Annotated in this window: 15 protein-coding genes; 7 read left to right on the plus strand and 8 right to left on the minus strand. The window is 53.9% G+C overall.

The features are described 5' to 3' along the window. Positions 1-6: 6 nt before the first annotated feature. Positions 7-1,104 (plus strand): murein transglycosylase A, encoded by a 1,098-nt coding sequence (mltA, locus tag C5523_RS05180; RefSeq protein ID WP_039077096.1) that lies wholly within the window; start codon positions 7-9, stop codon positions 1,102-1,104. A 10-nt stretch (positions 1,105-1,114) separates the two neighbouring features. On the opposite strand, the gene C5523_RS27880 is transcribed toward mltA, so the two are convergent. After that, positions 1,115-1,246, minus strand: a complete 132-nt coding sequence (locus tag C5523_RS27880; RefSeq protein WP_255423368.1) for a hypothetical protein — start codon at positions 1,244-1,246, stop codon at positions 1,115-1,117. Positions 1,247-1,313: 67 nt separating this feature from the next. Between C5523_RS27880 and tcdA the strand changes: the two genes are divergently transcribed. Next, complete coding sequence (gene tcdA, locus C5523_RS05185) at positions 1,314-2,126, plus strand: tRNA cyclic N6-threonylcarbamoyladenosine(37) synthase TcdA (RefSeq protein ID WP_108700699.1); 813 nt, start codon at positions 1,314-1,316, stop codon at positions 2,124-2,126. On the opposite strand, the gene csdE is transcribed toward tcdA, so the two are convergent. After that, a complete protein-coding gene (gene csdE, locus C5523_RS05190) occupies positions 2,111-2,560 on the minus strand; it encodes a cysteine desulfurase sulfur acceptor subunit CsdE (RefSeq protein ID WP_108700700.1) in 450 nt (149 codons plus the stop codon). The genes tcdA and csdE overlap by 16 nt on opposite strands. Beyond that, the gene (csdA, locus tag C5523_RS05195) at positions 2,560-3,765 is read right to left on the minus strand and encodes a cysteine desulfurase CsdA (protein ID WP_108700701.1); all 1,206 of its coding nucleotides are present in this window, start codon (positions 3,763-3,765) and stop codon (positions 2,560-2,562) included. The genes csdE and csdA overlap by 1 nt, the downstream gene beginning before the upstream one ends. Positions 3,766-3,958: 193 nt before the next feature. On the opposite strand from csdA, the gene C5523_RS05200 reads away from it, so the two are divergent. The 4 genes from C5523_RS05200 to rlmM all read left to right on the plus strand — a co-directional run bounded on the left by C5523_RS05200 (position 3,959) and on the right by rlmM (position 6,981). Beyond that, the gene (locus C5523_RS05200) at positions 3,959-4,189 is read left to right on the plus strand and encodes a YgdI/YgdR family lipoprotein (RefSeq protein ID WP_039077092.1); all 231 of its coding nucleotides are present in this window, start codon (positions 3,959-3,961) and stop codon (positions 4,187-4,189) included. A 350-nt stretch (positions 4,190-4,539) separates the two neighbouring features. Continuing rightward, positions 4,540-5,454, plus strand: coding sequence for a glycine cleavage system transcriptional regulator GcvA (gene gcvA, locus C5523_RS05205; protein WP_039077091.1), 915 nt, complete (start codon positions 4,540-4,542; stop codon positions 5,452-5,454). A 38-nt stretch (positions 5,455-5,492) separates the two neighbouring features. Then, positions 5,493-5,888, plus strand: coding sequence for a DUF423 domain-containing protein (locus C5523_RS05210; protein WP_039077090.1), 396 nt, complete (start codon positions 5,493-5,495; stop codon positions 5,886-5,888). Then, positions 5,881-6,981 (plus strand): 23S rRNA (cytidine(2498)-2'-O)-methyltransferase RlmM, encoded by a 1,101-nt coding sequence (gene rlmM / locus C5523_RS05215; RefSeq protein ID WP_108700702.1) that lies wholly within the window; start codon positions 5,881-5,883, stop codon positions 6,979-6,981. The genes C5523_RS05210 and rlmM overlap by 8 nt, the downstream gene beginning before the upstream one ends. A gap of 76 nt (positions 6,982-7,057) precedes the next feature. Here the strand turns inward: rlmM and xni are convergent, their stop codons facing one another. The 5 genes from xni to queF form a co-directional block, all read right to left on the minus strand. Continuing rightward, positions 7,058-7,813 carry a flap endonuclease Xni gene (gene xni / locus C5523_RS05220; RefSeq protein ID WP_071194394.1) on the minus strand — a complete coding sequence of 252 codons (756 nt, stop codon included), beginning with the start codon at positions 7,811-7,813 and terminating at the stop codon, positions 7,058-7,060. A gap of 110 nt (positions 7,814-7,923) precedes the next feature. After that, on the minus strand, positions 7,924-9,291 hold the full coding sequence (locus C5523_RS05225) for an L-serine ammonia-lyase (RefSeq protein ID WP_079498497.1): 1,368 nt from the start codon (positions 9,289-9,291) through the stop codon (positions 7,924-7,926). Between the two features lie 63 nt (positions 9,292-9,354). Further along, on the minus strand, positions 9,355-10,644 hold the full coding sequence (locus tag C5523_RS05230) for an HAAAP family serine/threonine permease (RefSeq protein ID WP_039077086.1): 1,290 nt from the start codon (positions 10,642-10,644) through the stop codon (positions 9,355-9,357). A gap of 445 nt (positions 10,645-11,089) precedes the next feature. Further along, positions 11,090-12,454, minus strand: a complete 1,365-nt coding sequence (ppnN, locus tag C5523_RS05235; protein WP_039077085.1) for a nucleotide 5'-monophosphate nucleosidase PpnN — start codon at positions 12,452-12,454, stop codon at positions 11,090-11,092. Between the two features lie 118 nt (positions 12,455-12,572). After that, a complete protein-coding gene (gene queF, locus C5523_RS05240; RefSeq protein WP_079498496.1) occupies positions 12,573-13,418 on the minus strand; it encodes an NADPH-dependent 7-cyano-7-deazaguanine reductase QueF in 846 nt (281 codons plus the stop codon). Positions 13,419-13,488: 70 nt separating this feature from the next. On the opposite strand from queF, the gene syd reads away from it, so the two are divergent. Beyond that, on the plus strand, positions 13,489-14,034 hold the full coding sequence (syd, locus tag C5523_RS05245) for a SecY-interacting protein (RefSeq protein WP_039077083.1): 546 nt from the start codon (positions 13,489-13,491) through the stop codon (positions 14,032-14,034). Positions 14,035-14,080 lie beyond the last annotated feature (46 nt).

Consider the following 14,080-nt stretch of genomic DNA (forward strand, 5'->3'; position numbering starts at 1 on the left):
AGAGAAATGAAAGGACGTTGGGCAAAATATCTACTCGCAGGCGCAATGGCAGCACTTCTCGCCGCCTGTACTTCAAAGCCGACCGATCGCGGTCAACAATATAAGGACGGGAAATTCTCCCAGCCTTTCTCTCTGGTAAACCAGCCTGATGCGACTGGCGCGCCGATTAACGCGGGCGACTTTGCCGAGCAGGTAAATCAAATCCGCAGCGCTTCTCCGCGCCTCTATTCAGGACAGAGCAACGTTTATAACGCGGTACAGCAGTGGCTGCGTGCCGGAGGCGATACCCGCACGATGCGCCAGTACGGTATTGATGCCTGGCAGATGGAAGGGGCGGATAACTACGGTAACGTCCAGTTCACCGGTTATTACACGCCGGTTGTGCAGGCGCGCCATACCCGCCAGGGCGAGTTCCAGTATCCGATTTATCGCATGCCGCCTAAACGTGGGCGTCTGCCTTCCCGCGCCGAGATTTACGCGGGCGCATTGAGCGACAGCTACGTGCTGGCCTATAGCAATTCGCTGATGGATAACTTCATCATGGACGTTCAGGGGAGCGGCTATATTGATTTTGGCGACGGTAGCCCGCTGAACTTCTTTAGCTATGCTGGCAAAAATGGTCATCCCTATCGCAGTATCGGTAAAGTGCTGATCGACCGGGGCGAGTATAAAAAAGAAGACATGTCGATGCAGGCAATCCGCCACTGGGGTGAAACACACAGTGAAGCGGAAGTGCGTGCCTTACTGGAAGAAAACCCGTCATTTGTCTTCTTTAAACCGCAATCCTACGCACCGGTGAAAGGGGCGAGTGCGGTACCGCTGATTGGCCGCGCATCTGTAGCATCTGATCGCAGTATTATCCCGGCGGGCACCACGCTGTTGGCAGAAGTGCCGCTGCTTGATGCGAATGGCAAATTTACCGGTCAGTATGAGTTACGGCTGATGGTGGCGCTGGATGTTGGGGGCGCCATTAAAGGGCAGCACTTCGATATCTATCAGGGGATTGGCCCGGATGCCGGTCACCGTGCCGGGTGGTACAACCATTATGGTCGCGTGTGGGTGCTGAAAACCGCGCCGGGGACGGGTAACGTCTTTAGCGGTTGAGTGTGATACGCTAAAATTGGTTTTCAAGAATAACGGATTTATGGCGTGGCGTTGCCCCGGATGGCGGCGCAAGCGCCTGACTCGGGCTACGGGCTTGTAGCCCCGGTAAGCGAAGCGCCACCGGGAGTTCCCCTAACTTCATCGCTCCAGGGTTGTCAGCAACATCATGGGTGAGGGATAAACCTCACCCTTTTTACATCTGAGGTCTTATGTCTGTGGTAATCAGCGATGCCTGGCGTCAGCGTTTTGGCGGCACGGCGCGTTTATACGGTGAAAAAGCGCTACAACTGTTTGCCGATTCGCATATCTGCGTCGTTGGCATCGGCGGAGTCGGTTCATGGGTTGCCGAAGCGCTGGCGCGCACAGGAATTGGCGCTATTACATTGATCGATATGGATGATGTCTGCGTGACCAATACCAACCGGCAGATTCACGCCCTGCGTGACAACGTTGGTCTGGCAAAAGCGGAAGTGATGGCGCAGCGTATTTCGCTGATCAACCCGGAGTGTCGCGTCACCGTGATTGACGATTTCGTGACGGCCGATAACGTCGCCCAGTACATGGGGGCCGGTTACAGCTACGTGATTGACGCCATCGACAGTGTGCGCCCGAAAGCGGCGCTGATCGCCTGGTGCCGCCGCAATAAAATCCCATTGGTGACCACAGGCGGTGCAGGCGGACAGATCGATCCGACGCAAATCCAGGTGGCCGATCTGGCAAAAACCATTCAGGATCCGCTGGCGGCAAAACTGCGTGAGCGCCTCAAAAGCGATTTTGGCGTGGTCAAAAACAGCAAAGGCAAACTGGGCGTGGATTGTGTTTTTTCCACCGAAGCGCTGGTTTACCCGCAGGCAGATGGCTCAGTGTGCGCGATGAAAAGCACGGCAGAAGGGCCAAAACGGATGGATTGTGCGTCAGGTTTTGGCGCCGCGACCATGGTGACCGCCACCTTTGGTTTTGTGGCGGTGTCCCATGCACTGAAAAAAATGATGGCAAAAGCGGAGCGTCAGGCAAGCGCCTGACGTGCGGCATCCTGCACGGCGGCCGCCAGGGCCGCCAGCCCCTGATTACGTGAAGCACTTAGCTCCGCGCGCAATCCCAGTTCGTCAAAGAGTGCCTGCGGATCGCCTGCCAGCAAGACCTGTGGCAGCTTGCCTTCGATGGCCGTCAGCAGCACGGCCAGCATACCGCGAACGATTCGACCCTCGCTGTCGCCAAAAAAGTGCAGCGCGCCGTTTTCTGCGGCTGTACACCCCAGCCAGACACGGTTTTCACAGCCTGCGATTTCTCGCGCCTGCGCTTTCAGTTCGTCGGAAAGCGAGGGTAACTGTTTGCCCAGCAAAATTAGCTGACGGTATTTATCTTCCCACTGTTTAAGAGGAAGAAAGGTCTGGCGTAGCGTCTCTTCGGTAATGGAATGGCCAAAGGGATGCCCGGCAAATGCGGCATTAATCATCAATCCACCAGTAAATCTAAGGCGCGGTCAACGGCGTCAACCAGCGCGTCCACATCATGTTGGGTATTATAGGGTGCAAAAGAGGCGCGAAGCGTCCCTTTTACCCCAAGCGCCGCCAGCAGCGGTTGTGCGCAATGTTGCCCGGCCCGCAGGGCAATGCCATAACCCGCCAACAGAGTGACCATATCGCTGTGGTGTACACCTTCAAAATCGAAGGCCAGCAGGCTGGAATCCTGGCAGCGGAAAGAGCGAAAGCCCGCCCGTTTTGCGAGCGCGTCTTCGGCAAGCGTCGCCAGGCCACGGCTGTAGCTTTCCGCCTGGGCGATATCAACACCGTTAAGCCACTCCAGCGCCGCGCCGAGGCCAATCACCCCGGCCACGTTTGGCGTACCCGCCTCAAGTTTGTACGGCACAGGCTGCGTCTGAAAACCGTCAAATGTCACTTCGGTAATCATTTTGCCGCCGCCTAACCACGGTGACATGACATCCAGCAGATGCGATTTACCGTACAGCACGCCGATGCCCGTTGGGCCATACAGCTTATGGCCGGAAAAGGCATAAAAGTCGATGTCCAGACGCTGAACATCAGCCGGGAAATGCACGACCCCCTGTGCGCCATCCACCACCACGACCATGCCAGCCTCATGCGCAATAGCGATAGCCTGCTCCAGGTTCGGACACCCGCCGGTGACGTTCGACATCTGCCCCAGAGCGAGAATGCGGCTTCGTGGAGTAATAAGCTGTAGTAATTGACTGATATCCGGCAGGTTATCCACTCCCAGCGGCAGCTTAATCACGCGTGCGCCGGTCTGTTCTGCGACCATCAGCCACGGAACCAGGTTGGCATGATGCTCGGCTTCGCTGACGATGATTTCATCCCCGGCATTCAGGCGAGGGCGTGCATAGCTTTGCGCCACCATATTGATGGCTTCGGTGGTGCCGCGCGTCCAGACGATGTTCTTACCCGACGGAGCATTAAGCAGCGTCGCCACCTGATCGCGGGCAGACTCGTAACGCGCTGTCAGTTTTTGCGCTTCGGCAAACTGGCTGCGGTGAACGTTACCGGCGCTCAGGCTATAAAATTGCTGCGTTGCATCGATGACCGCCTGCGGTTTTAACGCTGTGGCGGCGCTGTCCAGATAAATACCGGCATCGGCGAGCGCGGGAAACTGGGCGCGAAACTGCGCCGGGTTGAAAGCGTTCATGGTATTCCTCGTATCAATCTGTTGATCGTCGCGCAAATTCATCCCCGGAGCAAGGAGGTTGATAACCATCGGAATTGTCTGTTTGTCCAGGCAACCTTCTGTAAGCAGGTTATGCTAATTACTGTTAGATGGATGTTTAAGCCTGTCAGTTATTGAGGTTTATTTAGCATTAATTGCTATGAGGAGAAAGAAGATGAAAAAGACTGCTGCAATTATTTCTGCCTGTTTGTTTACTTTTGCACTGAGCGCCTGTTCCGGTCCTAACTACGCCTTACATACCAATGACGGGCGTACGATTGTCTCCGACGGGAAACCGAAAACTGACGATCAAACCGGTATGATTTCGTATAAAGATGCCAACGGCAATGAACAGCAAATCAACCGTAGCGATGTGAAAGAGATGGTTGCGCTGGAGAAGAAATAACGCCGTTTTTCGGGCAAAAAAAAGCACCGCAATCTTGCGGTGCTACATTAATCACTATGGACAGACAGGGTAAATGTACAGGAAGTGAAAAAGGGTAGTCTCGCTACCGTGGCCTGAATTTCAGACCAATTGCAAACACAACAACACAACATCACAACCGTAAGCCAAAAGCCCTTCAGAACACGCATTCCAAAAAAAGCTTCTCGTTCCGGCTCAGGAAGTGCCGCCACTATAGGTATTTGCTGGTAGAAGCTCAACGGACAAATTATAATGGCTCAGATAAAAAAAACTAATAGGTTACGCATTGTTTCCTGTTTGTTAAAACGCCTTAACATCTAAGCCTGATAACCATGTCCAAGCGATTACCACCCCTTAATGCATTACGTGTTTTTGATGCTGCGGCGCGCCATTTAAGTTTCACGCGCGCGGCAGATGAGTTATTTGTGACGCAGGCCGCAGTAAGCCACCAAATCAAGTCTCTCGAGGATTTTCTGGGGCTCAAATTGTTTCGTCGGCGTAATCGTTCTCTGCTATTAACCGAGGAAGGGCAGAGTTATTTTCAGGATATTAAAGAGATATTTTCCCAACTGACCGAAGCGACGCGTAAACTCCAGGCCCGCAGTGCTAAAGGGGCGTTGACGGTCAGTTTGCTGCCCAGTTTTGCCATTCAATGGATGGTACCCCGCCTCTCTAGCTTTAACTCAGCTTATCCGGGAATCGACGTTCGAATCCAGGCTGTAGATCGCCAGGAAGACAAACTGGCGGATGACGTCGACGTGGCCATTTTTTATGGTCGCGGCAACTGGCCGGGATTGCGTGTTGAAAAATTGTACGCGGAATATCTGTTGCCGGTCTGTTCACCGTTATTATTAACCGGTGATAAGCCCTTGAAAACGCCAGCGGATTTGGCTCAGCACACCCTGTTGCACGATGCGTCTCGCCGGGACTGGCAAACTTATACGCGGCAATTGGGTCTTAATCTTAACGTTCAGCAGGGACCTATTTTTAGCCATAGCGCGATGGTGCTACAGGCGGCAATCCATGGACAGGGGATCGCACTGGCCAACAATGTGATGGCACAGTCCGAAATTGAAGCAGGCCGTCTGGTCTGCCCTTTTAATGATGTTCTGGTCAGTAAGAACGCGTTTTATCTGGTTTGTCATGACAGCCAGGCAGAACTGGGTAAAATAGCCGCCTTTCGACAGTGGATCCTGGCAAAAGCGGCAAGCGAGCAGGAAAAATTTCGTTTCCGCTACGAACAATAATTGTACGCGCGGTAAGCGCATGACTTTAGGGTACGCACATGACCAGCCGTTTCATGTTGATTTTCGCCGCAGTGAGCGGTTTTGTTTATGTTGCGCTGGGAGCATTCGGCGCACATGTTTTAAGTAAATCGATGGGCGTTGTTGAGATGGGCTGGATCCAAACCGGCCTCAACTATCAGGCATTCCATACGCTGGCGGTTCTGGGGCTGGCGGTGGCGATGCAGCGTCGTATCAGCATCTGGTTTTACTGGAGTAGTGTATTTCTGGCCCTGGGCACGGTGTTATTTAGCGGCAGTCTGTATTGCCTGGCGCTTTCGCATCTGCGCCTGTGGGCGTTTGTCACCCCTGTTGGCGGCGTCTGCTTCCTGGCAGGATGGGTGTTAATGTTTATTGGTGCAATCCGTCTGAAACGTAAGGGCGTTGTTCATGAATAAAGTTGTTTTACTGTGCCGCCCTGGTTTCGAGAAAGAGTGTGCCGCAGAAATTACCGACAAAGCCGGGCGCCGCGAGGTGTTTGGTTTTGCCCGCGTCAAAGAGAACGCGGGCTATGTCATTTTCGAATGTTATCAGCCTGAAGACGCAGACAAGCTGGCACGTGAACTGCCGTTCAGCTCGCTGATCTTCGCTCGTCAGATGTTTGTGGTCGGCGAGTTATTACAGAATCTGCCGCCGGAAGATCGCATTACTCCGATCGTGGGAATGTTGCAGGGTGTCGTGGAGAAAGGCGGTGACTTACGCGTTGAAGTGGCTGACACCAACGAAAGCAAAGAGCTGATGAAGTTCTGCCGCAAATTCACCGTGCCGCTGCGTGCGGCGCTGCGTGAGGCGGGCATTCTGGTGAACTACGAGACGCCGAAGCGCCCGGTGGTGCATGTGTTCTTTATCGCGCCGGGCTGTTGCTATACCGGGTACTCTTACACTACCAATAATTCACCGTTTTATATGGGCATCCCGCGTCTCAAGTTCCCTTCTGATGCGCCGAGCCGCTCAACGCTGAAACTGGAAGAAGCTTTCCATGTGTTTATCCCGGCCGATGAGTGGGACGAGCGCCTGGCGAACGGTATGCACGCGGTGGATCTGGGGGCTTGCCCTGGCGGCTGGACCTATCAACTGGTCAAACGCAATATGTGGGTTGTCTCCGTGGATAATGGTCCGATGGCGCAAAGCCTGATGGATACCGGCCAGGTGACCTGGTTGCCGGAAGATGGCTTCCGCTACCGTCCAAACCGCAACAACATTTCGTGGATGGTCTGCGACATGGTGGAAAAACCAGCTAAAGTGGCCGCGCTGATGGCGCAATGGTTGGTTAACGGCTGGTGCCGTGAAGCCATTTTTAATCTCAAGTTGCCAATGAAAAAGCGCTACGAAGAGGTGCAGCAGAACCTGGCGTATATTCAGGAACAGCTTCAGGCGCACGGCATCAATGCCGAGATCCAGGCGCGCCAGCTTTACCATGACCGCGAAGAGGTGACGGTTCACGTCCGTCGCTGGTGGGCTGCGGTGGGTGGGCGTCGCGACGAGCGCTAAGCGTTTCCCATATAACTGACCTGCCTGGCGGGTCAGTTTACTTTCCCGCTTTTACAGACTAAACGCCGGTTGGTGGTTACCGGGAAAGACGCAACTGCTGTAAGTTGCCATCAATATGAATATCCGTTTGCAGGCGCGAGATATCGCGGCAGACAAAGGCCATCTCTTTATGCTCTTCGAGCTTCTTGCGCCACTTCTCCGGCACCTCATCCAGACGGGCATACAGACCCTCCAGATCCTGAAAGTCGGTCAGCAATTGTGCCGCGCTTTTCGGGCCAATCCCCGCGACCCCCGGTATTTTTGAACTGCTGATACCCGCAAGGCCCCAGTAGTCGGGGAGCTGTTGGGGTGAAACGCCGAACTCGCTGGCGATAAAGGGGGCATCCAGCCAGCGCTTCTGAAAATAGTCACGAATGCGGATGCCCGGCTCCAGAAGCTGGCAGTAGCCTTTATCCGTGGAGACAATGGTGGCCTGATGTCCTGCATTTGCCACTTTGCAGGCGAGCGTAGCGGCCAGATCGTCAGCTTCGTTACCCGGCGACACCCAACTTTGTACGCCGCGCTGTGCAAAAGCGGCACGCAGGTCCGGCATCTCATCATGCAGGGTTTCCGGCATTGGCGGCCTTCCGGCTTTGTAATCGGGCAGCATCTGGTGCCGCCAGCTTTGGTTGCGGGCCTCATCGTCAAACACGGCGACCGCGTGGGTAGGCTGGCTGTGGAGTATCAGCTGATCCAGCGCGTGCTGGCAGGTGGTGACGCAGGGCGAACCCTGAACCGCGTGAATACGTCGAATAAGGTTGAGTGCGTCAACAATAAGCAGATGGATAGCCACCGTTCCCTCCAGGCCATGATACAGGCGTTCAGGGTAACATTGACGGGGCCGGGAGACTATCCGCTGCAGGGGATTCGGGAAGACGCCTCGCAAAACGAGGCACCGGATGATTAATCGCAGGCGACGATTTTCATCGCCAGACCACCACGCGAGGTTTCGCGATATTTGGCATTCATATCCTTGCCCGTTTCGTACATTGTCTCGATAACTTTATCCAGGCAAACACGCGGCTCGCTGGTTCGGCGCAGCGCCATCCGCGCGGCGTTGACCGCTTTTACCGAGGCGATGGCGTTACGCTCGATACAGGGCACCTGCACTTGTCCGGCCACCGGATCGCAGGTCAGGCCAAGGTTATGCTCCATGCCGATTTCTGCGGCGATACATACCTGGGCAGGGCTTCCACCGAGCAGTTCAGCCAGCCCGGCGGCGGCCATGGAGCAGGCGACGCCAACTTCGCCCTGGCAACCCACTTCCGCACCGGAAATTGAGGCGTTCATTTTATAGAGCGAGCCAATGGCACTGGCGGTCAGCAGATAGCGCGCCAGCGAATTGGCGTTGACCTCACGGATAAACTTGTCGTAGTAGGCCAGTACCGCCGGGACAATGCCGCAGGCACCGTTGGTTGGGGCCGTCACCACGCGCCCGCCTGCCGCGTTTTCTTCATTAACAGCCAGCGCGAACATGTTAATCCAGTCGACCACCGCCATTGGGTCGCTGGTGGTTTTATCGCTACTCACCAGCAGACGGCGCAATGCCGCCGCCCGGCGCGGAACACGCAGTTTGCCTGGCAGCACACCTTCGGTGGTGATGCCGCGTTCAATTCCACCGCGCATGACGTCCCAGACGGCGGAAAGATGCGCCTCCAGCTCTGCCTTGCCATGCAGCGCCAGCTCGTTTTGCATCATCAGGCCGGAAAGAGAGAGTCCGCTTTCGCGGCAGTGTTGTTGGAGGTCCGCAGCCGATTTGTACGGGTAAGGTACGGCGACAGGGGCGTCACTGCTCTGACCAAAGTGAGCTTCATCAACAATAAAGCCGCCGCCGATAGAGTAATAAGTCTGGCTGTACAGCACGTTTTCACCGTTCAGAGCGGTGATGCGCATCCCGTTTTCATGCAACGATAAATTATCTGCATGGAAATTCATGCACTTATCAACCGGGAACTCCACTTCATGGGCGCCGTTTGCCAGTAGCAGCCGTCCGTGGGTATTAACGTCCTGAATAAAGTCAGGAATGGCGTCGATATCCACCGTGTCCGGCAGATTTCCCGCCAGCCCCATAATGATGGCGATATCCGTATGGTGACCTTTCCCGGTCAGTGAGAGGGAACCGTAAACGTCCACCACAACGCGGGTAACGTTTTGCAGCATGTCGCGTGCGATCAGGTCGTCCGTGAACTGCTTACCGGCTTTCATTGGCCCAACGGTGTGGGAGCTGGAAGGGCCAATACCGATTTTAAAAATATCGAATACGCTGATCATGATGCAGTATCCATGGCTAAAAAGATCAGGGAAAAGCGCCGCCGTGCTGACGGCGCTAAGGGATTAGCTGAACAGAGAGAAGAAGATGGCGGAGATAGCGATAAGACCCATTACAACAACAAAGATGTTGCTGATATGGCCGCTGTATTTACGCATGGCCGGTACTTTATGAATGGCGTACATCGGCATCAGGAACAGAATCATCGCGATAATCGGGCCGCCCAGGGTTTCGATCATGCCGAGAATGCTCGGGTTCAGCGTCGCAACGGCCCAGGTGGTTACCAGCATAAACAGCGCGGTAATTTTGTTCAGTTTGTTGATTTCGATGGATTTACCTTTACCGCGCAGGGATTTAATCACCATCCCGTTAAAGCCTTCACGCGCACCCAGATAGTGGCCGAGGAAGGATTTGGTAATGGCGATAATCGCGATAATCGGTGCCATCCAGGCGATGATCGGTGCGTTAAAGTGGTTTGCCAGGTATGACAGAATGGAGATGTTCTGTGCTTTTGCCGCCGCCAGGTCTGCCGGGGAGAGGCTCAGTACACAACTGAACACGAAGAACATCACGGTCAGTACCATCATGATATGCGCGTAAGAGAGAATGCGCGAACATTTACGTTCGGCTTCCACGCCATACTCTTCGCGTTTTGCGACTGCGAAAGAGGAGATAATCGGCGAATGGTTAAAGGAGAAGACCATCACCGGAATCGCCAGCCACAGCGTCATCCACAGACCGTTGCCTGACGCACTTGCGCTGCTCAAAGAGAGAGTATCCAGCGCGCTGGTGCTCCACTGTGGAATCAGGTACAGCGCCAGCATCATCAGTGCCACCACGAACGGGAACACCAGAATACTCATCGCTTTGACGATCATTTGCTCACCGAAACGTACGATGGTCATCATGCCGACGATCAGAATCAGCGACAGGATTGCGCGCGGCGGCGGGGTTAAGGCCAACTGGTGGGTCATAAAGCTTTCCACCGTATTGGTAATCGCCACGCTGTAGACCAACAGGATTGGGTAGATAGCAAAGAAATAGAGCAGGGTAATCAGCTTACCGGCGCCTTTGCCGAAATGTTCTTCTACAACTTCGGTGATGTCTTCCCCTGGGTTTTTACCTGAGAGGACGAAACGGGTCAGGCCGCGGTGGGCGAAGAAGGTCATTGGGAAGGCGAGAATCGCCATAATAATCAGCGGGATCATCCCACCTACGCCCGCGTTAATGGGCAGGAACAGAACCCCTGCGCCAATGGCGGTGCCATACAGTCCGAGCATCCACATGGTGTCCGTTTTACGCCATGCGCTTCGGGTCTCGATTGAAGCAACGGTGCCGGTTTGAGTCGTTTCCATCTAATATCTCCAGGGAAAGTAAATGCCGCTTTTTGGTCAAATCCAATGCCAAAGAACACGGCGGTAATACGAAATTCTGCGCTTTTACGGTTTTTTTATAATTTCATCTCGTAACTATTGGCGGGCGGCACGATACATTTATGTTATGGATGGATCAGTGATCCCGATCGCAAATGCAATAATCCACTTTTTATACGGTTATTGTTGGGGTAAAGCTCTGCGAACAGATCGCCGCATGAAATTTATGGGCGCGAAGGCTATCATTGGCGGGATTCACAAGCAAAGTATGTGGGTTAAAACGCGATAAAAGGCCTGCCTGATTTGCGTGTTTTAGCGTTTTATCAGCATTAATATAGGTTTTGTGAATATTTATCTGTGGCGTCAGAGCAACGCAAACGATTGGCTAGCCAGGAAAAGAGAGGGCGACATAGGTCGCCCTTATGGTTCAGGTGCAGATTTCGTAGCAAGGAATGTAGGCCGAGCCCGGCAGCTTCATACGGTGCTGAGCGACGAAGCCTTGCAGTAAATCATCCATACGACGCATCATGTCGCGGTCGCCATGAATTTTGTACGGTCCGTATTTTTCAATGGCCTGGATACCCATTTCCTTCACGTTACCGGTGACGATGCCCGAGAAGGCCCTGCGCAGATCGGCTGCCAGAACTTCCACGGGTTGGTCAGGATACAGTTTCAGGTTCGCCATGTTTTCGTGCGTCGGTTCGAACGGTACCTGCAGATCCGGCGCAATACGAATTGACCAGTTGAAGCTGTAAGCATCGCCGGTTTCGCGACGATTCTCTTTCACCTGCGGCATGGCTTTTTTCATCAGGCGGGCCACTTCGGCAGCGTCGTTAATGACGATACGATAGTGGCGACGTGCGCTTTCCCCCAGCGTATTGACGATAAACTCATCCAGCACGCGGAAATAGTCGGCGCTCTCTTTCGGCCCGGTAAGGATCAGCGGCAACACCTGATCTTTGTTGGCCGGGTTCATCAAAATACCCAGCAGATAAAGCAGCTCTTCTGCTGTACCCACCCCACCCGGGAAGATAATGATACCGTGGGCGATGCGGACAAAGGCTTCCAGACGTTTTTCAATGTCCGGCATGATGATCAGTTCGTTGACCAGCGGGTTAGGCGGCTCAGCGGCAATGATTGAGGGTTCGGTCATCCCGATAAAACGCCCGTCTTTATAGCGTTGCTGCGCGTGTCCCACCGCCGCGCCTTTCATCGGCGCTTCCATCGCACCTGGACCGCAACCGGTGCAGATGTTCAGTTCGCGCAAACCCAACTGGGTGCCGACGCGGCGCGCATACAGGTATTCCGTTTCGTTGATGGAGTGACCGCCCCAGCACACGACCATGTTCGGCGCTTCGCCAACGTGCAGCGCGCGGGCATTGCGCAGAATGGAGAAGACCAGGTTGGTGATATGAATTGAATCTTCAAGATTCAGATGCTGGAGTCGCCCGGCGCTGTGAATTTGTCCATTCACAAACAAAATATCGCGCAGGACGGCGAAGAGGTTTGCCTGCAACGCGCGAATAATACGCCCATCGACAAATGCATCTTCTGGCGGGTTAATAAGCTCCAGTTTTACGCCGCGTTCACGGCGTAAGACGTTGATATCAAAACTTTCATAACGAGAGAGCAGCTCTTTGCTGTTATCAGTCAGACTTCCGGAGTTAAGTACTGCGAGTGAACAGTTACGAAACAGTTGATACAGGTCGCTACTGGCCGTGCGTTTCAGCATGTCGACTTCCAGTTGCGACAACATATCCATCGAGCCAAGCGGGCTAATATGTGTAATCAAGTGAACTCCTTACGGGATGAAAATTGTATCTTCCCTGATGATTACAATAGCCTCGGGTTATGACGTTTAACAACCTGCCGCGATGAATCTCCCTCGCAGATAGCAAAAAATTGTGTGTTTACTGGCGAACCAGACGCCCGGTTGCGGGAATAAACCGGGTATTTGTGCGCCACGGGTTGATATCCAGCCCACCACGTCGGGTGTAACGGGCGTAAACGCTTAAGCTTTCTGGCTGACAAAAACGCTGAATGTCGGTAAAGATGCGCTCGACGCACTGCTCATGAAATTCATTATGATGACGGAAGGAGACCAGATAACGCAGCAGCTTTTCCCGGTCGATTTTCGGACCACGATACTGGATTTGCACGGAGCCCCAGTCGGGTTGGTGGGTGATCAGACAGTTCGATTTGAGCAGATGGCTAACCAGCGTCTCTTCCACCACTTTGCCGCTCGCCGCGTCAGTCAACAGTGCCGCGTCGAAGTCGTAGTTATCAATCACGATATCCTGGTCATCGATGCAGGTGCCGTGGAAGTGGGCAATAGGCTGGCCTTCAATTTCATCGAGCCGGTATAGCGCGACGGAAACCTCGCCTTGCGCACAGGCGCTAAGATCGCGCTCAAGCGTCTCACGTACCTCGTCCCAGCTCGCGAAGCGAGTCTGATTAAAACTGTTAAGGTAAAGCTTAAAGCTTTTTGACTCCACCAGATTGATGCTGGCGTAGTTTAACTCCACATGGCCGACCGCCACCTGCGGCAGACCGTTGGCGTTAAGCCAGGAGAGTTCATAGAGCGTCCAGATATCTGCGCCCTGGAAGGGGAGATTCTCTGCTTTTAATCCCAGCGGATCGCGGTTCAGGCTGCGGGGAACACCTTGCAGCAGGCTGGCGTCGTAGCGATCGCGGTAGTCGGTGGTTTTGCCAAGCGTCAGGCCAGACAGCGCCTGGTGGTTATCATAGGAAGACATGTTTCATCGCCATATTTACGGGTACACTAATAGGCAAAGTGTATCCTGGCTTAGATAAAGAGAGAAAGCGGTGGAAAAAGAGATAGCCCTTGCCCTGAAAGCGTTTACTACGCGCTATTGCGATGCATGGCAGCAGTCATACGGTACCTGGCCGCAAAGTGAAGAGCTGTATGGCGTGCCTTCACCGTGCATTATCTCCTCGACCGATACCCTCGTCACGTGGCAGCCGCAGCCGTTTTTACCGGAGCAAAATGTAAACGCGATTGAACGCGCGCTGGATATTATGGTACAACCTGCGCTTCGCGTGTTTTACACCACACAATTTGCCGGGGATATGCAAGCGACCTTCCGTGGGGAAACGCTTACACTACTGCAAACCTGGAGCGCTGACGATTTCCAGCGAGTTCAGGAGAACCTGATTGGCCACCTGGTCACCCAGAAAAGACTTAAGCTTTCGCCTACACTTTTTATTGCTACTCTGGACAGCGACATTGATGTGATTTCGCTGTGTAACTTGAGCGGTGAAGTCATTAAAGAAACATTGGGCACCCGCCAGCGTACGGTTCTTTCCTCAGATCTTGCGGACTTCCTCAATCAACTTGAGCCTGTTCTGTAATCTTTATTGCTATTCCTCTTGTGAGAGATCTCTTACAAAGCTTGTG

This window comes from Phytobacter sp. SCO41, from assembly GCF_003073275.1.
GTDB lineage: Bacteria > Pseudomonadota > Gammaproteobacteria > Enterobacterales > Enterobacteriaceae > Phytobacter > Phytobacter diazotrophicus.